Here is a 19,987-nt window from a genome sequence, read left to right as displayed (position 1 = left end):
GCGCATTTACCACCTCAAGCCAAATCTACCAAGACGATTTCACTGTCCTCGATCGCAGTCACGCGCAACACTTGCTCATCGGCAACCGCGACCCCGTCTCGAGCTTGTGCGCGCAAGCCATTGACTTCAATCGCTCCTGTCGCTGGCACCAGATAAGCGCGACGGCCACTGTCCAGACGATATTCAGCCGTTTCCCCGGCTTTCAGGTTGGCCGCCACCAGACGTGCATCGGCGCGAATCCGCAGGCTTTGATCGTCGCCGGCCTTGCCACTGGCCAGGGTCACGAAGCCTTCGCGCTGGCCTTTGGGGAAGGGCTTGGCGCCCCACGACGGTGCCAGACCGGTTTCGTTGGGGATGATCCAGATCTGAAAGATCCGGGTCTCGGTCGCTTCCAGATTGTACTCACTGTGGGCGATCCCGGTGCCGGCGCTCATGACCTGCACATCACCGGCTTCGGTACGGCCCTTGTTGCCCAGGTTGTCCTGGTGGGTAATCGCGCCTTCACGAACGTAGGTGATGATTTCCATGTCCCGGTGCGGGTGTTGCGGGAACCCGGTGCCGGGGGCAATCACGTCATCGTTCCATACCCGCAGGTTGCCCCAGTTCATGCGTTTGGGGTCGTAGTACTCGGCGAACGAAAAGTGGTGATGAGCATCCAGCCAGCCATGGTGCGCGCCGCCCAGGGAGTTGAAAGGTCTGAGTTCAAGCATGATCGTCTCCTGAAAAAGGTTCGTCATGGGGCAGAACGTCTGAGCCACAAACGAGAACCGGTGGTTGATGGTCAGTATCATCCATCAGGCATCCATCGATAAAAAGCGTAAAAAATGCCTCAATACAATCGAATTATTTGATATCGAATAATCTCGAATTTTTCTCATCCAGCCTTCACTTCATCGCATAAGCCAATGACCTGTAAGCATTTCACTAGAACTCAACGGCAAATGCAGACACCATAGCCCTCGACAGCCTCACACACTGGAGTCCGCCTGCGTGCCGCAACACACACCCGATCTTCCGCCCGAACTTCGTCCCCTGGCCGAGATGCCTTTGCTCAAACGTCTGGCCGCCCGGTTCTTTGGCCACGGCCTGACCCGCTTGCGCGCGCAACACCGTGCGTCCTGGCTGCACGGGCAAGCCGACGGTTTTCGTAGCGGCCACAGCGCTGGCGTGGAATACGGCTATAAGGAAGGCAAGCTCGAGGGCTTGGAAGAAGGCCGGCAAGTGCTGCTGATTCGTGACTCGCGCTCGACTGAGCATCGACCGCCTAACGTCGATGACAACCTGTTCGACGATTGGCGCCTGCCATTGAGCGCCGAGCTGAAGAAGCGCATGAAGGCCGACGTGGCGCGACTGCTGCCTGCGCATGCCCAGCCAAGCGCTGCCCAATGGAAAATGATTTTCAGTGACACACCGTCGACTTCAGTGATCGCCGGGGCGGGTGCGGGCAAGTCGACCACCCTGGTGTTGCGTATCCTGCTGCTCAGCCATTACCTGGGGTTTGAGCTGAGCTCGATGACCGTGGTGACCTTCACCCGCGAGTCGCGCAAGGACTTCATCAATAAGCTGATCGAACTGTTTGCCGTGTGGGGCCGGGCACTCAGTTTCAAAGAAGCGCGGGACCTGGTGCGCACTTTTCATTCGCGGATCCTGCCAATGGTGCGCAGCCTGCCGGGTTTCGAGCGGCTGCAAGCCTTCGAAAACCTCAGCTTTCGCGTGCAGGGCACCGATGAGGAGGTCGACAGCAATCCCTTCGACCTGCGAATCAACGACGCCCAGCGCCAGCAACTCAACGCCTGCTATCACAACTTGCACACCCGCGATGAGCGTTTCCGCGAATTGATCAAGCCGTTGTCTCGTCACGCCTTGCAGCTCAAGGAACTGGAGCGCGATCACCCGGACGTGCAAAAGCGCATGGCGGTGACTGAACTGGCGGCCAAGCGCGATGAAGAGCTGTGCGACACCATCGAGGATCTGTGGTTTCGCGCAGGTGCCTGGCCGATCAAGGGCATCGAGCCGAATCGTCAGACCTTCGACATCAACGGTTCGACCTTCCATTGCCACGGCTATATTCCGGCACTGGATGCCTGGGTGGTGCTGGGTTTCGATCCTCGGGAAAACCCACAGGTCAGCCGTCCGAATGCCAAGCTTACCGTGCGTGCGGAATGGGCTGTAAAGCGCACCCTGTTTCAAGCTTTCTGTCGTAAGCCTTTGATATGGCTGGATAGTTATGAATCTTCAAAACGTGTTTTGGCGTCGCTTGCCGGTGATGCCAGCGCCGGGCCGGGCTTTGATTACAAGGTCAAGGGCGAACTTGCTTCCGCGCCGTTGCTGGACTGTTTTGTCGCGGCAGCCGGGTTTATCGAAAACCTCGGCCTGGATGTGCCCAATGCCGTGGGCCAGATGAGTTTCGCCAAGGATGACCCGGACCGATTCTTCTTCGAGGCCTTGAGCCTGTTTTGGCGAGCGCTGGAAGATCATCTGCTGGATCAATCGCCACCCGTGATGACCTACAACCGGATGTTTGCCCTGTTCAGCGAGCATTCGCCGGAGAATCTCAAGCTGCTCAGCGATGAGCTGTTGAGGCCGATGTCGCACTTGATGATTGACGAGTTTCAGGACGTATCGCCGCAGATCGTTTCCTGGATTCGCGCCAGCCTGGCCGAAATCCGCAGTCGTGGCCCGGCCATGCATGTAGGGCGCGGCGCGCAACGTTCGTCGTTGCTCTGTGTGGGGGACGATTGGCAGTCGATTTACGGCTGGCGCGGTAGTTCGCCGAGCTACTTCATGGAGTTCAACAAGGAGTTCCCGTCACCGAGCACGACCAAGGTGATGCTCAGCGACAATTACCGCAGCCATCAGCACATCATCGACGCGGCGGAGCACATCGTCCGCGCCGCACCGGCGATCGCCGGCAAGAAGGCCAAGGCCAGCGGCGAACCCAAGGCGCTGCTGCCGGTGAACGTGCTCGATCGGGATGACCAGGGCATGGCCCAGCGTCTGATCGAGCACTACAGAAAAGGTGATTCAATCTTGATGCTTTATCGAAAAAGCAGCGATAAGTCATTGATAGAGGAGCATATTCAGTCTGTAGTTAATGTGGATTCCAGCTTGCCGTACGACGCGCGACGGCTCAAGCAACTGACCTATCACAGCGCCAAGGGACTGCAAGCTGATGCGGTATTCCTGCTGGGAGATTGCCAGCATCTGACCAGTTCGCCTTACAAGAACCAGGTCTATCGCATGGCCGGGCTCGGCAGGGCCGGCGACAGCGAGCCCTACGACAGCGCACAGAAAGACGAGATCCTGCGTCTGGCCTACGTGGGCATCACCCGGGCGGTGAGCCATTGCTACTGGTATGTCGATGGCCAGGATACCCAGGCGGCGAATATGCCCAAGGCCTCCGACCGGATCGGCAAGGGCAAGGTTTTTTTTGCTGATCACCGTCAGGGAAAAGTGCAGGCCTGAACCTCAAGAGAGTCTTGAGTCAAAAAACCTGTGGCGAGGGAGCTTGCTCGCGCTGGGCTGCGTAGCGGCCCCAAAAATGCGACAAGCATTGCCGATTTTTGTGAGCGCTGCGCACTCAAGCGGGAGCAAGCTCCCTCGCCACAACAAGCTCGCTCGCCACAAAAGTTGCGAGTGGCGCGATCCCGGCCTATGGTCCAAGCGAGGCTTTGACCGCGACGGATGTGCTCGACTGGCTTCAGGTCGTTGTCCATCCAGTGCGGAGACCCGTAGCGAGGTGACGACATGCCGAACAACTCCCGTCCCGCCGTGCTCGAACTGATCGGCAATACGCCGCTGGTGCGTATCAGCCGCTTCGATACCGGCCCGTGCACACTGTTTCTCAAACTCGAATCGCAGAACCCAGGCGGTTCGATCAAAGATCGCATCGGCCTGGCGATGATCGACGCCGCCGAGCGCGATGGTCGCTTGCGCCCCGGCGGCACCATCGTCGAGGCGACGGCCGGTAACACCGGTCTGGGCCTGGCACTGGTTGGCCGCGCCAAGGGTTATCGGGTGGTGCTGGTGGTGCCGGACAAAATGTCCACCGAGAAGGTCCTGCACCTCAAGGCGATGGGCGCCGAAGTGCACATCACCCGCTCCGACGTCGGCAAGGGCCATCCCGATTATTATCAGGATGTCGCGGCGCGATTGACCAAGGATATTCCCGACGCGTTTTTCGCCGATCAATTCAACAACCCGGCCAATCCTCTGGCCCACGAGTGCAGCACCGCGCCGGAGATCTGGGCGCAGACTCAGCATGATGTGGATGCCATCGTGGTCGGTGTCGGTTCGGCCGGCACGCTGACCGGGCTGACTCGTTTCTTTCAGCGCGTACAACCGAATCTGGAAATGGTGCTGGCCGATCCGGTCGGCTCGGTGATGGCCGAGTACAGCCGCAGCGGGATCCTCGGTACGCCGGGCTCCTGGGCGGTGGAGGGCATCGGCGAGGACTTCATTCCGTCGATTGCCGACCTTTCCAGCGTGAGCAAGGCCTATTCAATCAGCGACGAGGAAAGCTTCGATCATGCCCGCCAACTGCTGCGCGCCGAAGGCATTCTCGGCGGTTCTTCGACTGGCACCTTGCTGGCGGCGGCATTGCGTTACTGCCGCGAGCAGACCGAGCCGAAGCGGGTGGTCAGTTTCGTTTGCGACACCGGCACCCGTTATCTGTCGAAGATCTATAACGACCAGTGGATGAACGATCAGGGCCTGCTTGCGCGCAAACGCTACGGCGATTTGCGTGACCTGATCGCGCGGCGTTTCGAGGATGGCCGTGTGGTCAGCGTCGGCCCGGACGACACCTTGCTCACCGCCTTCCAGCGCATGCGCCTGGCGGATGTATCGCAACTGCCGGTGCTGGTGGATGGACAGCGGCTGGTCGGGGTCATCGACGAGTCCGATATTCTGTTTGGCGTGCATGAAGACGCTACGCATTTTCGCATGACCGTGACCAGCGCGATGACCGACAAACTCGAAACCCTGCCTCCCGGTGCCAGTCTTGCTGAACTGGAGGCGGTGCTCGACCGTGGGCTGGTGGCGATCATCGCCGACACCTCGGGCTTTCACGGCTTGATTACCCGCGTCGACATGCTCAATCACTTGCGGAGATCACTGGCATGAGTCAGCACGATGAAAGCACCGCACCACGGGGCTTTGCCACCCGTGTAATCCATGCCGGACAAACACCGGACCCGACCACCGGGGCGCTGATGCCGCCGATTTACGCCAACTCCACCTATGCGCAGCAGAGCCCCGGCGTGCACAAGGGCTTCGATTACGGGCGTTCGCACAACCCGACGCGCTTTGCGCTGGAGCGTTGCGTGGCGGATCTTGAGGGCGGCACCCAGGCTTTCGCCTTTGCTTCCGGACTGGCGGCGATCGGCACCGTACTCGAACTACTCGACGCAGGCGCGCACATCGTCTCCGGCAATGATCTGTACGGCGGGACTTTCCGCCTGTTCGAACGGGTGCGCCGACGTAGCGCGGGGCATCGCTTCAGCTTTGTCGATCTGACGAACCTGACGGCCTTCGAAGCGGCGTTGCAGCATGACACGCGGATGGTCTGGGTCGAGACGCCGAGCAATCCTTTGCTCAGCCTCACTGATCTCGCCGCCGTCGCACGCATCTGTCGCGAGCGCGGCATCATCTGCGTGGCGGACAACACCTTCGCCAGCCCGTGGATCCAGCGCCCGCTGGAGTTGGGCTTCGATATCGTGCTGCACTCGACGACCAAGTACATGAACGGTCACTCCGATGTGATCGGCGGCATTGCGGTGGTTGGGCAGAACATCGATCTGGCCGAGCGCCTGGGCTTTCTGCAGAACGCAGTGGGGGCTATCGCCGGGCCGTTCGACGCGTTCCTCACCTTGCGCGGGGTGAAGACCCTGGCGCTGCGCATGGAACGTCATTGCAGCAATGCGCTGGAGTTGGCGCAATGGCTGGAGAGTCAGCCGCAAGTGGCACGCGTGTATTATCCGGGCCTGCCATCGCATCCGCAGCACGAATTGGCGCGGCGACAGATGCGCGGGTTCGGCGGGATGATTTCCGTCGAGCTGAACAGCGACCTGACGGGCGCCAGACGTTTTCTCGAGAGTGTGCGGATCTTTGCCTTGGCCGAGAGCCTTGGCGGGGTGGAAAGCCTGATCGAACACCCGGCGATCATGACTCACGCCACCATTCCCGCAGAAACCCGCGCGCAGCTAGGTATCAGCGATGCGCTGGTGCGTTTGTCTGTGGGGGTGGAGGATGTCGAAGACCTACGCGCCGATTTGGGCCAGGCGCTGATGCAAGTTGCGGCGACGCACTCCTTGTAGCAGCTGTCGAGCAGCGCGAGGCAGCGTTCGGCGGCGAAGCCGTCGTGAATCCGGTTGACATAGTCTGCCTGATACACCGTGAGTTCTGATTTTACGACGGCTTCGCCGCCGAACGCAGCCTCGCAGGCTCGACAGCTGCTACAAGCCGATCGGGCTCGGCAGCTGCTACAAAAAGCCCGCTAAATCGATAAGCGGGCTTTTTGTCGGGTGTTGGCTGTCAGGCATAACTCCTGAGCGTCTGCGGAGGAATGAACGCTTCCAGCTCATCCTCGACCGCTTCGATAATCCGCTCTACATCGGCGGCATTCATGACCGTTGCACAAGGAATGCCGGCAATGGCGATCATGGTTTCGCCGCTGGCTCGGTCGAATAGACGAGCAACCATGCTGCCCGGTGCATCCATGGTCGCTTCGAAACCCATGGGATGAAAATGCCAGCGCATCAGCTGGCAGGCATTTGGAAAAGTGACCTTGCTGAATGAACCTTGATTCATGTGTTGCCCACCTTCTTCATCGAGCGCTTCCTTTAGCTCATGTTAGGAGGGAAGAGCCTTCAATGGCTCAACCGGTGACTGTCTTTAAAAGTAGCATCCGGATGTGAAAATCATGTGGAATTTTTCAGACCGTTCAGCGATTGGTTCAGTTTTTTTTGATGCAGGTCATGAGATACCGGCATCTCGGCCAACGGCCAGCATTGCTGGGCATCCCATCGGTCATTGAAGCCCGGACAGAACTTCGGCAAGCTCGGTTTTTTCTCGTCGAGTCCTCTATGCACGCCGATGATGATGGTCCGTCGCAAACCCAGGCCACGGGCGACACGGTCATGCGTTACCACCTGCGCTGGAAGCACCGGGATCTGGACGGTGTGATGGCGCTTTATCACCCGGACATTCAGTACAACGACTTTTTCCAGAACCGCGTGATGGGCCTGGACGCGTTGCGCGAGTACGTGCGTGACAGCATGCCTCGCGATCCGGATGAGGCGCTGGAGCACTCGGACCGTATCCGACTGGATGGCAACACGGCGTTCATTCAATACCGCATCACCCTTCGCGGCGGTGAAGGGCTGGTGTCGTTTCGAACCAGCGAGGCGATCACTGTGCGTGACGGGCTGATCTGGCGGGTCAATGAATACGCCACCCTTGTACATGAACAAACATCCGGCAAAGCCGCCCGCAACCTGCGGCCAGCGGTCAGCCGGCTCGGACTGTCACCGCGGCAGCTAAGTTTCATGGCCGACGACCTGCAACAGTATTTCCAGCGTCAGCAGCCGTACCTGGATCCCGAGCTCGACCTGCAACGGGTGGCGAAGGAGTGCGGATACAGCCGCAATCAGATTTCCTACCTGTTGAACCAGGTGCTCGGCCAAAGCTTCTACCGTTACGTCAATCAGGCGCGGTTGCAGCATTTGCTCGCGGCACTGGACAGCGCCACTCCACCACTGCGTATCGATGAGCTGGCCTTTGCCGCAGGCTTCAATTCGCTGTCGGCGTTTTACAGCTGTTTCCGCCAGCACACCGGTCTGTCGCCCAAGGCTTACGCCAAACAAATTTCTTTGCGTGCACGCGCGCAAGACGGCTCCTGAGCCCACGCACTAGGATCGACGCCATCGAAGTATTGAGTGGCGGAGTCTTGCATGGCAACGTGGCGAACGATCAGTTTGTGGATGGATCAACTCGACGAGCCGATGCTGGCGCGCCCGGCGCTGGAACAGAACCTGGAGGTCGACGTGGCCATCATTGGCGCCGGGTACACCGGGCTCTGGACGGCGTACTACCTCAAACGCCTGGCGCCGGGACTGAACATCGCCATCGTCGAAGCCCAAACCGCGGGGTTTGGCGCGTCGGGCCGTAACGGCGGCTGGTTGATGGGCAATCTGCTGGGTGAAGACCGCTTGCTCGCCGGACTACCGGCGGAACAACGTCGCGCCTCTTTCGAGCTGTTGCACAGCATCCCTGATGAAGTAGAGCTCGTCCTCGAACGAGAAGGCATTGACTGCGATTACCGCAAGGGCGGGGCGCTTTACTGTGCGGCGCGTTACCCGGAGCAGGAAGCCAGCCTGCGCAATTATCTGGACGCGCTCTACCGCCAAGGGCTGACCGAGGCCGACTACCGCTGGCTCAGCCCCGAGCAATTGGCGCAACAGATCAGAATTGCCAAACCTTATGGCGGTATCTATGCACCGCATGTGGCGACCATTCACCCGGCAAAGTTGGTGCGAGGTCTGGCACGGACGGTGGAGCGCATGGGGGTCAACATTTATGAAAACAGCCCGGTCACCCAATGGCAGTCGGGCAGTTTGCGTACCGCCCGCGCGCAGGTTCGCAGCCGCTGGATCGTGCCGGCGGTGGAAGGTTACGCGGTCACGTTGCCGCCGCTGGGTCGTTATCAATTGCCCGTGCAGAGTTTACTGGTGGCGACCGAACCGCTGTCCGCCGCGATCTGGGACGACATCGGCCTCAGCCATGGTCAGGCGTTCAGCGAAAGCAGCCGCCAGGTGACCTACGGCCAGCGCACGGCCGACAACCGTCTGGTGTTTGGCGCCCGTGGCGGCTATCAGTTTGCTGGCAAGTTGCGCCATGACTTCGAGCTGAGCGCCAGCGAAGTGCAGTTACGACGCTACCTGTTCGGTGAACTCTTCCCGCAGCTCAAGGACGTGCGAATCACCCACGCCTGGGGCGGAAACCTGGGGATGTCCCGGCGCTTCAAGCCGCACATGCTCTGCGATCAGGCCAGCGGCATCGCCTTGTCGGGCGGTTATGGCGGGGAGGGCGTGGGTGCCAGCAACCTCGGCGGGCGGACGCTGGCCGATCTGATTCTTCAGCGCGATACCGAGTTGGTGCGCCAGCCGTGGGTGATTGCTCAGGGCGGTCTCGACGCGCTCAAGGCCTGGGAGCCGGAGCCCTGCCGCTGGCTGGGCTACAACGCAATCATCCGCAGCTTCGTTCACGAAGACCAGACCCTGGCCAACCCGTCCACCGCGCCCTGGCGTCGCAAACTGGCCGGCCGGGTCGCGGGGTTCATGGAAGGTTTCATGCGCTGAACGGCGTTTTCTCAATCGACAGGTACTCCCATGCCCATCACTCAATTCAAGAACGCCGCAATCCTGAAGCTGGAAGAGTCAACGCCCGTCGCCGTGCCACTGGGGATGCCCGTGGCGGTGGCCTCAACCACCAGCGTCGAACGCGACGACGGTGTCGAAACCGGCGTCTGGGAATGCACTCCCGGCCGCTGGCGCCGGCAGATCGTTGCCCAGGAATTCTGTCACTTCATCCAGGGTCGCTGCACCTTCACTTCGGATGACGGTGAAACCCTCTACATAGAAGCCGGCGATGCACTGATGTTGCCAGCCAACAGCCTCGGCATCTGGGACATCCAGGAAACCGTGCGCAAGACCTACGTTTTGATTTTTTGATCTCTGATTGCCTGCCAGTTCTCCAATAAAAAGAAAACAACCCATACAGGAATCGACCCATGATCCGAAAGACACTGACGCTTGCTCCACTTGCGCTCGTCGCGACCCTCAGTCAGGCCGCCGAGACCGTGAGAATCTATAACTGGTCGGACTATATCGCCCCGGACACCACAAAAAACTTCCAGAAAGAAACCGGTATCGCCTTCAGTTACGACGTCTTCGACAGCAACGAAACCCTTGATGGCAAGTTGATGACCGGCACATCCGGGTATGACGTGGTATTCCCGTCCAACCACTTCATGGCCCGACAGATTGAGGGCGGGGCCCTGAAGAAACTCGACAAGAGCCAGCTGCCGAACTGGAAAAACCTCAACCCGGTACTGCTCAAAACGTTGCAGGCCAACGACCCGGGCAACGAACATGGCTTCCCGTATTTGTGGGGCAGCACCGGCATCGGCTACAACGTGGCCAAGGTCAAGGCTGTGCTGGGCGACAACGCGCCGGTGGATTCCTGGGACCTGATCTTCAAGCCCGAGAACATGGCAAAACTGCAAAAGTGCGGCGTGGCGATCCTCGACAACGGGCCCGAACTGTTGCCGGCGGCGTTGAATTACCTGGGGCTGCCGCATCACAGCAAGAACCCCGAAGACTATAAAAAGGCCGAAGCGCTGCTGATGAAAGTCCGGCCCTATGTCAGCTATTTCCACTCATCCAAATACACCAGCGACCTGGCCAACGGCGATATCTGCGTGGCCGTCGGCTTCTCTGGCGACATTCTCCAGGCGGAAAACCGCGCCAAGGAAGCCGGGAACGGTGTGGACATCGGCTACTCGATTCCCAAGGAAGGCGCAGCCATCTGGTTCGACATGGTCGCCATGCCCGCTGACGCCCCGGACGAGAAAGCCGGTTACGCGTTCATGAACTACCTGCTGCGTCCCGACGTCATGGCCGGCATCAGCAACTACGTGCACTACGCCAACGGCAACGAACAGGCCGACCGCCTGATCGATCCGGCGATCAAGAACGACACCAAGGTGTATCCGAGCCCGGAAATGATGGGCAAATTGTTTGCCCTTGAGGCGATGCCGTTGAACATCGACCGGGTGCGGACGCGGGTGTGGAACAAGATCAGGACCGGTAGCTGATCGGTCATCTTTTGTAGCCAATGGAGCCAGTCGGGCTGACTGCAATGGGTTAGATTTCATGCCTCTTTCAGTAAGCAGGAGGCAATGGAATGCCTGCGTTTTCGAAAGCTGGTCATCTGCGCATTGGACGATATTCGGAGCCTGGACGCATCTACTTGTTAACAGCTGTGGTTCACGATCGGCAGCCAATTTTTACCGATTGGCGCATGGGGAGGCTGGTTGCCCAACAATTACGTCAGGCCCAGGAGGAGCATTGGGCAGACTTTTTGACTTGGGTGGTGATGCCAGACCATATGCACTGTTTGGTCGAACTTCGGGATAAGACGTTGGCCGAGCTAATGTGCCGAATCAAATCCCGAAGCAGTCTGGCCGTTAATCAGGCGCTAGGGCGAAGCGGACGTTTGTGGCAGAAGGGCTATCACGATCGAGCGGTTCGGCAGGAGGAGGACGTGAAAGATCTTGCTCGATATGTCGTTGCCAATCCTGTTCGAGCGGGACTGGTGACACGCGTTCATGATTATCCGCTGTGGGATGCGTGTTGGCTGTGATGTTTTACGACTGCTGCGCAGCCGAACGCAGGCTGCGCCAGCTGCTACAAAAGCCGTAACGGCCGCAGACCTGTAGCAGCTGCCGAAGGCTGCGTTCGGCTGCGCAGCAGTCGTGTCCTTCATAGACTTGGCACCTCTTTGGAAACGAAACAGGTGTCTAGGGGCAACTGCGGCACCCAGAAGCGACCAGGTCAGCATCGCTTGCTTCCAGGATCGCCTTTACCGATTCCCCGGACGTAGCGGCGGCAAAAGGCGCGTGCGGTATTACCCGACGCGCCAGTCTGTCATTTGCTGGCGTCCAGCACGACGCGGTAGCGCGCCTTGCCACTGCGCAGGTGATCGATGGCGTCGTTGATCCGGCTCATGGGAAAGTGTTCGACCTGCGGCAAGATCTGATGCCGGGCGCAGAACTCCAGCATGGTTGCTGTGTTACTGGGCGAGCCAACCGGCGAGGCGGACACGCTCTTTTGCTGGGGCAGCAGGTTGAATACGTGCACTGGAATAGCGCCAGACACGACGCCGACAAAGTGCAGGCGACCCTTGCCGCGCAGTGTGCCGAGCATGGCCGGCCAGTCGAGGTCGGCGTTGGCGGTGACCAGGAGAAAATCCAGGGTGCCGGCAATGGATTTCAGCGCGTTACTGTCGGTAGAGGTGAGCACGTTGTGCGCGCCCAGGCGCCTGGCTTCGTCCTGCTTGCTCAACGACGAGGTAAAGGCCGTGACCTCGCAGCCCCAGGCGTTGAGAAAGCGCAGTGCCAGATGACCGAGGCCGCCGATCCCCACGACACCGACCCGGTCAGTGGGCTTGACGTCGAATTCCACGAGCGGGTTGAACACCGTCGAGCCTGCGCAGAACAGCGGTCCGGCCATGGCCGGGTCAAGTCCGTCCGGTATCGCAAGCGCCCAGGCCCAGTGCGAACGCAGGCGATCGGCGAAGCCGCCGTTGCTGCCGACGATGGTGGGTTGGACTGTGCTGCATAGCTGGTGGGAGCCTTCGATACACGAGGAGCAATGCATGCAACTGCCCTTGTACCAACCGATGCCCACCCGTTGTCCCACTTCGAGACCGCGTACCTGTGCGCCCACTCGCACGATACTGCCGACCACTTCGTGGCCAGGGATAAACGGGTAGTGGCTCAGGCCCCATTCGTTATCGATCATCGACTGATCGGAGTGGCAGACGCCGCAATACTCCACGGCGACTTCCACCTCCTCAGCGCCCAATGGGCCGGGATCGTAGCTATAGCGCTCCAGTGGAGCACCTGCCGATGTTGCAGCCCAGCCGGTAAAAGTAGTGAGTTCGGTGCTGTCGCTCATGGGACACCTCCAGATCAGGAGACTGCGGCGTTGGCCGCTCGGATGCGGTGGCCTGGCAACGTTGATCGGCAGCCAGGGCGTAATCAGTCTAGCAGGCCGTAGTCTGAGGGCAGTGTCGGGATGAACTGGCCTTCGGAGCTCTGTCTCCGACCACTATTGCAACTAACCGGACGTTTAATTTAGTTGATATCAATACACTGGCACTGACACTAACAAGTCAAGAAAACGAGAAGCCATCAGCAAAAAAACAACTTACCAATATTTAATATTTAAATATGAAATTGTCGGACAATCTTGCTGAAAACCTCAACTAAAAACAATCTTTCGACAGCGCAGGCAATGTTTGCTGGAGTTCTGCGAAACAGTTCAATTTGACGTCAAAAAAATGTAGACGTTTGATTTCGAATTGTGTCAGTTTTCCTACGCCTTCATTGGGCGAGTGATAGGACGATCTCGCCAGAGATTGTCGTATCGGACAAAAACTGTTCCATTGCTAAACAAGGAAGTGTGTTTATGTCGAAAGTAAAAGACAACGCTATTGATCTTGCCGAACAGGCTTTTCAGCCATTGCAAGCGCTGGCTGCACCCAGTTCTGCCTACAACCAGATCGATAGTTTCAGCCATCAGTATGATCGTGGCGGCAATCTTACGGTCAATGGCAAACCCTCCTTCTCCGTCGACCAGGCCGCTACCCAGCTGCTGCGTGACGGCGCTGCCTACCAGGACAAGGACGGTAGTGGCAAAATCGAACTTACCTACACGTTCCTGACCTCGGCCTCGTCGAGCACCATGAACAAGCATGGCATTACCGGGTTCAGCCAGTTCAATACGCAACAAAAAGCCCAGGCCGTGCTCGCCATGCAATCCTGGGCCGACGTGGCCAACGTCACCTTCACCGAGAAAACCACTGGCGGCGACGGTCACATGACCTTCGGCAACTACAGCGGTGGTCAGGATGGCGCGGCGGCATTCGCTTATCTGCCTGGTACGGGCGCCGGTTATGACGGTACTTCGTGGTACCTGACCAACAGCAGCTATACGCCGAACAAGACGCCGGACCTGAACAACTACGGCCGTCAGACCCTGACCCACGAAATCGGTCATACCCTGGGCCTGGCCCACCCTGGCGATTACAACGCCGGTGAAGGTGCGCCGACCTACAATGACGCGACTTACGGGCAAGACACCCGCGGTTACAGCGTCATGAGTTACTGGAGTGAAAGCAATACCGATCAAAACTTCAGCAAGGGCGGTGTGGAAGCTTATTCTTCCGGCCCACTGATGGACGATATCGCGGCCATCCAGAAACTCTACGGTGCCAACACCACCACCCGCACCGGTGACACCACCTACGGCTTCAACTCCAACGCCGGTCGCGACTTCCTGAGCGCGTCTTCGTCGTCGGACAAAGTCGTGTTCTCGGTGTGGGATGCGGGCGGCAAGGACACACTGGACTTCTCCGGCTTTACCCAGAACCAGAAGATCAACCTCAATGAAGCCTCGTTCTCCGACGTTGGCGGCCTGGTGGGCAACGTGTCCATCGCCAAAGGCGTCACGATCGAGAACGCGATTGGCGGTTCGGGTAGCGACCTGCTGATTGGTAACAGTGTGTCCAACGAACTGAAGGGCGGTGCCGGCAACGACATCCTCTTCGGCGCGGGCGGTGCAGACAAACTGTGGGGCGGCTCGGGTTCGGACACCTTCGTGTTCGCGGCCAGCAGCGACTCCAAGCCAGGCGCGGTCGACCAGATCCTCGATTTTGTCAGCGGCCTGGACAAGATCGACCTGACCGGCATCACCAAAGGCGCGGGCCTGCATTTCGTGAGCTCGTTCACCGGTGCGGCAGGCGATGCAGTGTTGACCACTTCGGGCGGCAACAGCCTGTTGTCGGTGGACTTCTCCGGGCACGGCGTGGCTGATTTCCTGGTCAGCACCGTTGGCCAGGCGGCGTTCTCGGACATCGTGGCCTGATTCAAGGCATAAAGGAGGGCGGCGCTTTACGCGTCGCTCTCTGCCCCGATCCAGAGTAAAACGCCCTATGACCCAGAACGCTTTTACCTGCAAAACAACCGCGTGGCTGTTAGCGACGCTGATGATGTTTCTTGGAGAAGTAGCCATGGCAAGCAGTCTGAAACTAGCCGACCCGTCGGAGCTCGCCGGCAAATGGCAAGCCATTTTGAATACCGCGCAAGACTCGCCCGAGTCCCAGGCGCTGCAGGACAAACCGTCGAATGTCTGCACGATAGAGCTTAAGTCGGATCAGACCCTGGGTGAGGGGGCCGATTGCCTCAGTGCCTGGCTGGAAAAATCGGCGATGGGCTGGTTCCCGGAGCCGGACGGCATTGCCGTGACCGGGGAAGAAGGCTCAAGAATTGTGTTTTTCAGCCGACAGCATGAGGGGCTTTATAAAAGCACCTTGAAGTCGGGGCTGATTATTACGCTTACGCGCGCAGCGCAATAAGCGAAAAGCGTCGGACCGACGGCAGGTACTGAATATAAAGACCGTTGTTGTAGTTATAAGCAGCAGATCAATAACCAGGGCTCTTTAAAGTCCACAAAGAGTTGTTATTAATCTGTCAGCGATAACCGGCAAAAGAATGTCTCGACCCGTGTGCGGACAGTTAATTGGAACCTTGCCAAGTGAGGCGAGGCTTAATACCTCAGGAAAAACCAATGAAGATGGCGAAGAGCCCGGCCACCGCACCGTTATTCAAGGCACTGGGCGACTATAAGAGCATCTTGATCAGCGTCGGCTGCTTTACTGCATTGATCAACGTTCTGATGTTGGTCCCGTCGATTTATATGCTCCAGGTTTATGACCGGGTGCTGTCGTCGCAAAACGAAACCACACTGGCGATGTTGTCGCTGATGGTGGTTGGATTTTTTGCCTTCATCGGGCTGCTGGAGACCGTGCGCAGTTTCATCGTCATCCGTATCGGCAGCCAACTGGAGCGCCGTTTCAACCTGCGGGTGTATCAGGCTGCTTTCGAGCGCAACCTGTTCAAGGGTGAGGGCAACGCCGGGCAATCCCTGGGCGACTTGACCCATATTCGCCAGTTTGTCACCGGCCCGGCGTTGTTTGCCTTCTTCGATGCGCCATGGTTTCCGGTCTATCTGTTTGTGATTTTCCTGTTTAACGTCTGGCTCGGCGTATTGGCCACCGCAGGGGCGGTGCTGCTGATCGGGCTGGCCTGCCTCAACGAGGCCATGACCAAAAAACCTTTGGGCGAAGCCGCGGGGTTTTCCCAGAAGTCCAGCCAACTGGCCACCAGTCACCTGCATAACGCTGAAACCATTCAGGCCATGGGCATGCTCGGCGCCTTGCGCAAACGCTGGTTCGGGGTGCACTCGCGTTTTCTCGGCTTGCAGAATCAGGCCAGCGATACCGGCGCGGTCATCAGCTCCCTGAGCAAAACCCTGCGCCTGTGCCTGCAGTCCCTGGTTCTGGGGTTGGGCGCCTTGTTGGTGATCAAGGGCGACATGACCGCCGGGATGATGATCGCCGGCTCCATTTTGATGGGCCGGGTGCTGAGCCCCATCGATCAGTTGATCGCTGTGTGGAAACAGTGGAGCGGCGCCAAACTCGCTTACCGCCGCCTCGACGCCTTGCTGCAAGCCTTTCCTCCGAGTGACGAGGCCATGGCGCTGCCGGCACCGAAAGGCCAGATCACGTTCGAGCAAGTCAGCGCCGGCCCGCCGGGGCAGCGGGCAGCGACCTTGCACATGGTCAATTTCAACCTGGGCGCCGGCGAAGTGCTGGGCGTGCTCGGGGCTTCCGGCTCCGGTAAATCGACCCTGGCCCGGGTGCTGGTCGGCGTCTGGCCGACGCTGGGCGGCACGGTGCGCCTCGACGGCGCGGACATTCATCGCTGGAACCGCGACGACCTCGGCCCTTACATCGGCTATCTGCCCCAGGACATCGAATTGTTCAGTGGCAGCATCGCCGAAAACATCGCCCGATTCCGTGAGGCAGACCCGCAAAAAGTCGTCGAAGCCGCGCAACAGGCTGGCGTCCATGAATTGATCCTGCGCATGCCCCAGGGCTACGACACCGTGCTCGGCGAAGACGGCAGTGGTTTGTCCGGTGGCCAGAAGCAACGCGTGGCCCTGGCTCGTGCGTTGTACGGCCATCCGAGCCTCGTGGTACTGGATGAACCGAACTCCAACCTCGACACCGTTGGCGAAGCGGCACTGGCCGGCGCCATCGCACACATGAAGGCCCGGGGCACCAGCGTGATTCTGGTCACCCATCGTTCTTCGGCCCTGGCTCAGGCCGACAAGTTGCTGGTGCTCAACGAAGGTCGCTTGCAAGCCTTCGGCCCAAGCCAGGACGTGCTCAAGGCGCTTGCCGGCAACCAGTCAGGCGCTCAGGAACCACAACGTGAAAAAGCCGCGCAGGCACCGGGCGGGCTCAGCATGAGCCGGCAGTATCAGCCCACGACCAGGAATTCGGGTGTATGAGCAGCACACGCATGAACAACGACAGCGAAGCGACGATGGAACACGACTACATTGCCGAACGCCCTGAGCGCGACGCCCGTTTCTTCGCCCGCATGGGCTGGATTCTGGCGATTGTCGGCGCCGGCAGTTTTTTCACTTGGGCGAGCCTCGCGCCGCTCGATCAAGGCATCCCGGTGCAAGGCACCGTGGTGGTCTCGGGCAAGCGCAAAGCCGTGCAATCGATGAGCAACGGCGTGATCAGCCAGATTCTGGTGCATGAAGGCCAAGTAGTGAAACAAGGCCAGCCGCTGTTCCGCCTCGACCAGACCCAGGTCGCGGCCGACGTGCAATCGCTGCAAGCGCAATACCGCATGGCGTGGGCCAGCCTGGCGCGCTGGCAGAGTGAACGGGACAACCTCAAGCAGGTGAATTTCCCCGCTGAGCTGAGCAACGATCCCGACCCGCGCCTGGCGCTGGTGCTTGAAGGTCAACGGCAATTGTTCAGCAGCCGCCGCGAAGCGTTTTCCCGTGAGCAAGCCGCTTTGCGCGCGAACATCGAAGGCGCCAGCGCGCAACTGGCCGGCATGCGCCGCGCGCGCACGGACCTGACAGCCCAGGCCAGTTCCCTGCAACAACAGTTGAGCAATCTGCAGCCCCTGGCAGACAACGGCTACATCCCGCGCAACCGCTTGATGGAGTACCAGCGTCAGCTGTCGCAAGTGCAGCAACAATTGGCAGAGAACACCGGCGAAAGCGGGCGGGTGGAGCAGGGCATCCTCGAATCCCGGCTGAAGCTGCAACAGCACAGCGAGGAATACCAGAAGGAAGTGCGCAGCCAACTGGCCGACGCGCAGCTCAAAAGCGTGACCCTGGAAGAGCAACTGACTTCCGCCGGCTTCGACCTGCAACACAGCGAAATCGTCGCCACCGCCGACGGCATTGCGGTCAACCTTGGGGTTCATACCGAAGGCGCGGTAGTACGCCAGGGCGAAAACCTGCTGGAGATTGTCCCGCAAGGCACCAGCCTGGAAGTGGAAGGGCACTTGCCGATCAACCTGATCGACAAGGTCGGCACGCACTTGCCGGTGGACATTCTGTTCACCGCGTTCAACCAGAGCCGTACCCCGCGAGTGCCGGGCGAAGTCAGCCTGATTTCCGCCGACCAAATGGTCGATGAGAAAACCGGTGCGCCGTATTACGTGCTGCGCAGCAGCGTCAGCGATCAGGCCATGGAAAAACTCAACGGCCTGGTGATCAAGCCCGGCATGCCTGCAGAAATGTTCGTGCGCACCGGTGAACGTTCACTCCTCAACTATCTGTTCAAACCGCTGCTCGACCGGGCAGGCTCCGCGTTGACCGAGGAATAAGGATGTTCGGTTGTATGAATAAGCTTTCCCTGCTCGCAGCGACCCTGGCCTTGCTGACGTGCAACAGCACAATGGCCATGGGGCCGTTCGACATCTATGAGCAAGCATTACGCAATGATCCGGTGTTCCTCGGTGCCATCAAGGAGCGCGATGCCGGCCTTGAAAACCGCGCCATCGGCCGCGCCGGGCTGTTGCCGAAGCTGGGTTACAACTACAACAAGGGGCGTAACTCCTCCAAGGTCACGCAACTGAATGACCGCGGTAACAGCCAGAGTGAAGATCGCAACTACAGTAGCTACGGCTCGACCTTGACCTTGCAACAGCCATTGCTCGACTACGAGGCTTACGCGGCGTATCGCAAAGGTGTGGCGCAATCGCTGTTCGCCGATGAAAACTTCCGTGGCAAGAGCCAGGAACTGCTGGTTCGCGTGCTGGAGAATTACACCAAGGCACTGTTTGCCCAGGACCAGATCGACATCGCACGCGCGAAGAAAAAAGCCTTCGAGGAGCAGTTCCAGCAGAACGAGCAGATGTTCCGCCAAGGGGAAGGCACGCGCACCGACATCCTCGAAGCCGAGTCACGTTACGAGCTGGCGACCGCCGAGGAAATCGAGGCGCGTGACGAACAGGATGCGGCTCTGCGGGAACTGGGCGCCCTGGTGGGTGTAGCCGCCATCGATATTGGCGACCTGACGCCGCTGGATCAGAACTTCCAGACCTTCACCCTGCAACCGGCCAACTACGACACCTGGCACGAGATGGCGGTGGCCAATAACCCGAACCTGGCCTCTCAGCGCCAGGCGGTGGAAGTGGCGCGCTACGAGGTCGAACGCAACCGCGCCGGGCACTTGCCGAAAGTCAGCGCCTACGCCTCGATGCGCCAGAACGAATCGGAAAGCGGCAACACCTACAACCAGCGCTACGACACCAACACCATCGGTATCGAAGTCAACGTGCCGCTGTACGCCGGTGGCGGCGTCTCGGCCTCGACCCGGCAGGCCAGCCGCACCATGGAACAGGCTGAGTATGAGCTGGACGGCAAGACCCGGGAAACCTTGATCCAGCTGCGCCGCCAGTTCAGCGCCTGCCTGTCGGGGGTCAACAAGTTGCGCGCTTATCAGAAGGCCCTGACCTCGGCCGAAGCGCTGGTGGTCTCGACCAAGCAAAGCATTCTGGGTGGTGAACGGGTCAACCTCGACGCATTGAATGCCGAACAACAACTATTTACCACCCGCCGGGATCTGGCACAGGCACGCTACGACTACCTGATGGCCTGGACCAAGTTGCATTACTACGCCGGCACCTTGAACGAACAGGACTTGGCCAAGGTGGATGAGGCGTTCGGGCAAGGCGCGAGGGCACAGTAGCCGTTAGAAAACAGTGTGGCGAGGGAGCTTGCTCCCGCTGGGCTGCGAAGCAGACCCAATGGCGGTTGCTGCG

Annotated in this window: 16 protein-coding genes; 13 read left to right on the top strand and 3 right to left on the bottom strand. The window is 59.5% G+C overall.

The window, feature by feature from the left end; genetic code table 11:
* Positions 1-14: 14 nt before the first annotated feature.
* Entirely contained in the window at positions 15-710 is a 696-nt protein-coding gene (locus LOY36_RS14510) for a pirin family protein (protein WP_258668486.1), read from the bottom strand.
* A 280-nt stretch (positions 711-990) separates the two neighbouring features.
* Between LOY36_RS14510 and LOY36_RS14505 the strand changes: the two genes are divergently transcribed.
* The 3 genes from LOY36_RS14505 (at position 991) to LOY36_RS14495 (ending at position 6,317) form a co-directional block, all read left to right on the top strand.
* Positions 991-3,465 carry a UvrD-helicase domain-containing protein gene (locus LOY36_RS14505; RefSeq protein WP_258668485.1) on the top strand — a complete coding sequence of 825 codons (2,475 nt, stop codon included), beginning with the start codon at positions 991-993 and terminating at the stop codon, positions 3,463-3,465.
* 282 nt (positions 3,466-3,747) lie between these two features.
* A complete protein-coding gene (locus LOY36_RS14500; protein ID WP_258668484.1) occupies positions 3,748-5,124 on the top strand; it encodes a cystathionine beta-synthase in 1,377 nt (458 codons plus the stop codon).
* Positions 5,121-6,317: a cystathionine gamma-synthase gene (locus LOY36_RS14495; RefSeq protein ID WP_258668483.1), complete on the top strand. Its 1,197-nt coding sequence runs from the start codon at positions 5,121-5,123 to the stop codon at positions 6,315-6,317. Before LOY36_RS14500 ends, LOY36_RS14495 begins: the two co-directional genes overlap by 4 nt.
* A gap of 217 nt (positions 6,318-6,534) precedes the next feature.
* On the opposite strand, the gene LOY36_RS14490 is transcribed toward LOY36_RS14495, so the two are convergent.
* Positions 6,535-6,810: a DUF1652 domain-containing protein gene (locus LOY36_RS14490; RefSeq protein WP_018926009.1), complete on the bottom strand. Its 276-nt coding sequence runs from the start codon at positions 6,808-6,810 to the stop codon at positions 6,535-6,537.
* A 275-nt stretch (positions 6,811-7,085) separates the two neighbouring features.
* Here LOY36_RS14490 and LOY36_RS14485 point away from each other — a divergent pair, with 275 nt between their 5' ends.
* The 5 genes from LOY36_RS14485 to LOY36_RS14465 all read left to right on the top strand — a co-directional run bounded on the left by LOY36_RS14485 (position 7,086) and on the right by LOY36_RS14465 (position 11,424).
* A complete protein-coding gene (locus LOY36_RS14485) occupies positions 7,086-7,901 on the top strand; it encodes an AraC family transcriptional regulator (RefSeq protein ID WP_258668482.1) in 816 nt (271 codons plus the stop codon).
* Between the two features lie 51 nt (positions 7,902-7,952).
* Complete coding sequence (locus LOY36_RS14480) at positions 7,953-9,359, top strand: FAD-binding oxidoreductase (RefSeq protein ID WP_258668481.1); 1,407 nt, start codon at positions 7,953-7,955, stop codon at positions 9,357-9,359.
* 30 nt (positions 9,360-9,389) lie between these two features.
* Complete coding sequence (locus LOY36_RS14475) at positions 9,390-9,731, top strand: cupin domain-containing protein (RefSeq protein WP_258668480.1); 342 nt, start codon at positions 9,390-9,392, stop codon at positions 9,729-9,731.
* Between the two features lie 59 nt (positions 9,732-9,790).
* Positions 9,791-10,876, top strand: coding sequence for a polyamine ABC transporter substrate-binding protein (locus tag LOY36_RS14470; protein ID WP_258668478.1), 1,086 nt, complete (start codon positions 9,791-9,793; stop codon positions 10,874-10,876).
* An 89-nt stretch (positions 10,877-10,965) separates the two neighbouring features.
* Positions 10,966-11,424 carry an REP-associated tyrosine transposase gene (locus tag LOY36_RS14465; protein ID WP_258668476.1) on the top strand — a complete coding sequence of 153 codons (459 nt, stop codon included), beginning with the start codon at positions 10,966-10,968 and terminating at the stop codon, positions 11,422-11,424.
* Between the two features lie 284 nt (positions 11,425-11,708).
* Here the strand turns inward: LOY36_RS14465 and LOY36_RS14460 are convergent, their stop codons facing one another.
* Positions 11,709-12,740, bottom strand: a complete 1,032-nt coding sequence (locus LOY36_RS14460; RefSeq protein ID WP_258668475.1) for an NAD(P)-dependent alcohol dehydrogenase — start codon at positions 12,738-12,740, stop codon at positions 11,709-11,711.
* Between the two features lie 513 nt (positions 12,741-13,253).
* Between LOY36_RS14460 and LOY36_RS14455 the strand changes: the two genes are divergently transcribed.
* The 5 genes from LOY36_RS14455 (at position 13,254) to LOY36_RS14435 (ending at position 19,914) form a co-directional block, all read left to right on the top strand.
* Positions 13,254-14,711, top strand: coding sequence for a serralysin family metalloprotease (locus tag LOY36_RS14455; protein WP_258668473.1), 1,458 nt, complete (start codon positions 13,254-13,256; stop codon positions 14,709-14,711).
* 67 nt (positions 14,712-14,778) lie between these two features.
* The gene (locus LOY36_RS14450; protein WP_258668472.1) at positions 14,779-15,201 is read left to right on the top strand and encodes a protease inhibitor Inh/omp19 family protein; all 423 of its coding nucleotides are present in this window, start codon (positions 14,779-14,781) and stop codon (positions 15,199-15,201) included.
* A 212-nt stretch (positions 15,202-15,413) separates the two neighbouring features.
* The gene (locus LOY36_RS14445) at positions 15,414-17,201 is read left to right on the top strand and encodes a type I secretion system permease/ATPase (RefSeq protein WP_019649883.1); all 1,788 of its coding nucleotides are present in this window, start codon (positions 15,414-15,416) and stop codon (positions 17,199-17,201) included.
* Positions 17,198-18,547: an HlyD family type I secretion periplasmic adaptor subunit gene (locus tag LOY36_RS14440; protein WP_258668470.1), complete on the top strand. Its 1,350-nt coding sequence runs from the start codon at positions 17,198-17,200 to the stop codon at positions 18,545-18,547. Before LOY36_RS14445 ends, LOY36_RS14440 begins: the two co-directional genes overlap by 4 nt.
* Positions 18,548-18,549: 2 nt before the next feature.
* Positions 18,550-19,914 carry a TolC family outer membrane protein gene (locus LOY36_RS14435; RefSeq protein ID WP_026345905.1) on the top strand — a complete coding sequence of 455 codons (1,365 nt, stop codon included), beginning with the start codon at positions 18,550-18,552 and terminating at the stop codon, positions 19,912-19,914.
* Positions 19,915-19,987 lie beyond the last annotated feature (73 nt).

The organism is Pseudomonas sp. B21-019 (genome assembly GCF_024749225.1).
In the GTDB taxonomy this organism is placed as follows: Bacteria; Pseudomonadota; Gammaproteobacteria; order Pseudomonadales; family Pseudomonadaceae; genus Aquipseudomonas.
Note: the sequence above shows the minus strand (reverse complement) of the source record. Positions and strands in the feature narration are given on the sequence as shown.

Excerpts from the sequence above, each read along its gene's own strand:
- LOY36_RS14460 (WP_258668475.1), bottom strand. The coding sequence starts at position 12,740 with ATGAGCGACAGCACCGAACTCACTACTTTTACCGGCTGGGCTGCAACA.
- LOY36_RS14495 (WP_258668483.1), top strand. The coding sequence starts at position 5,121 with ATGAGTCAGCACGATGAAAGCACCGCACCACGGGGCTTTGCCACCCGT.
- LOY36_RS14490 (WP_018926009.1), bottom strand. The coding sequence starts at position 6,810 with ATGAATCAAGGTTCATTCAGCAAGGTCACTTTTCCAAATGCCTGCCAG.
- LOY36_RS14435 (WP_026345905.1), top strand. The coding sequence starts at position 18,550 with ATGTTCGGTTGTATGAATAAGCTTTCCCTGCTCGCAGCGACCCTGGCC.
- LOY36_RS14470 (WP_258668478.1), top strand. The coding sequence starts at position 9,791 with ATGATCCGAAAGACACTGACGCTTGCTCCACTTGCGCTCGTCGCGACC.
- LOY36_RS14475 (WP_258668480.1), top strand. The coding sequence starts at position 9,390 with ATGCCCATCACTCAATTCAAGAACGCCGCAATCCTGAAGCTGGAAGAG.
- LOY36_RS14450 (WP_258668472.1), top strand. The coding sequence starts at position 14,779 with ATGACCCAGAACGCTTTTACCTGCAAAACAACCGCGTGGCTGTTAGCG.
- LOY36_RS14500 (WP_258668484.1), top strand. The coding sequence starts at position 3,748 with ATGCCGAACAACTCCCGTCCCGCCGTGCTCGAACTGATCGGCAATACG.
- LOY36_RS14510 (WP_258668486.1), bottom strand. The coding sequence starts at position 710 with ATGCTTGAACTCAGACCTTTCAACTCCCTGGGCGGCGCGCACCATGGC.
- LOY36_RS14480 (WP_258668481.1), top strand. The coding sequence starts at position 7,953 with ATGGCAACGTGGCGAACGATCAGTTTGTGGATGGATCAACTCGACGAG.
- LOY36_RS14445 (WP_019649883.1), top strand. The coding sequence starts at position 15,414 with ATGAAGATGGCGAAGAGCCCGGCCACCGCACCGTTATTCAAGGCACTG.
- LOY36_RS14455 (WP_258668473.1), top strand. The coding sequence starts at position 13,254 with ATGTCGAAAGTAAAAGACAACGCTATTGATCTTGCCGAACAGGCTTTT.
- LOY36_RS14465 (WP_258668476.1), top strand. The coding sequence starts at position 10,966 with ATGCCTGCGTTTTCGAAAGCTGGTCATCTGCGCATTGGACGATATTCG.
- LOY36_RS14440 (WP_258668470.1), top strand. The coding sequence starts at position 17,198 with ATGAGCAGCACACGCATGAACAACGACAGCGAAGCGACGATGGAACAC.
- LOY36_RS14485 (WP_258668482.1), top strand. The coding sequence starts at position 7,086 with ATGCACGCCGATGATGATGGTCCGTCGCAAACCCAGGCCACGGGCGAC.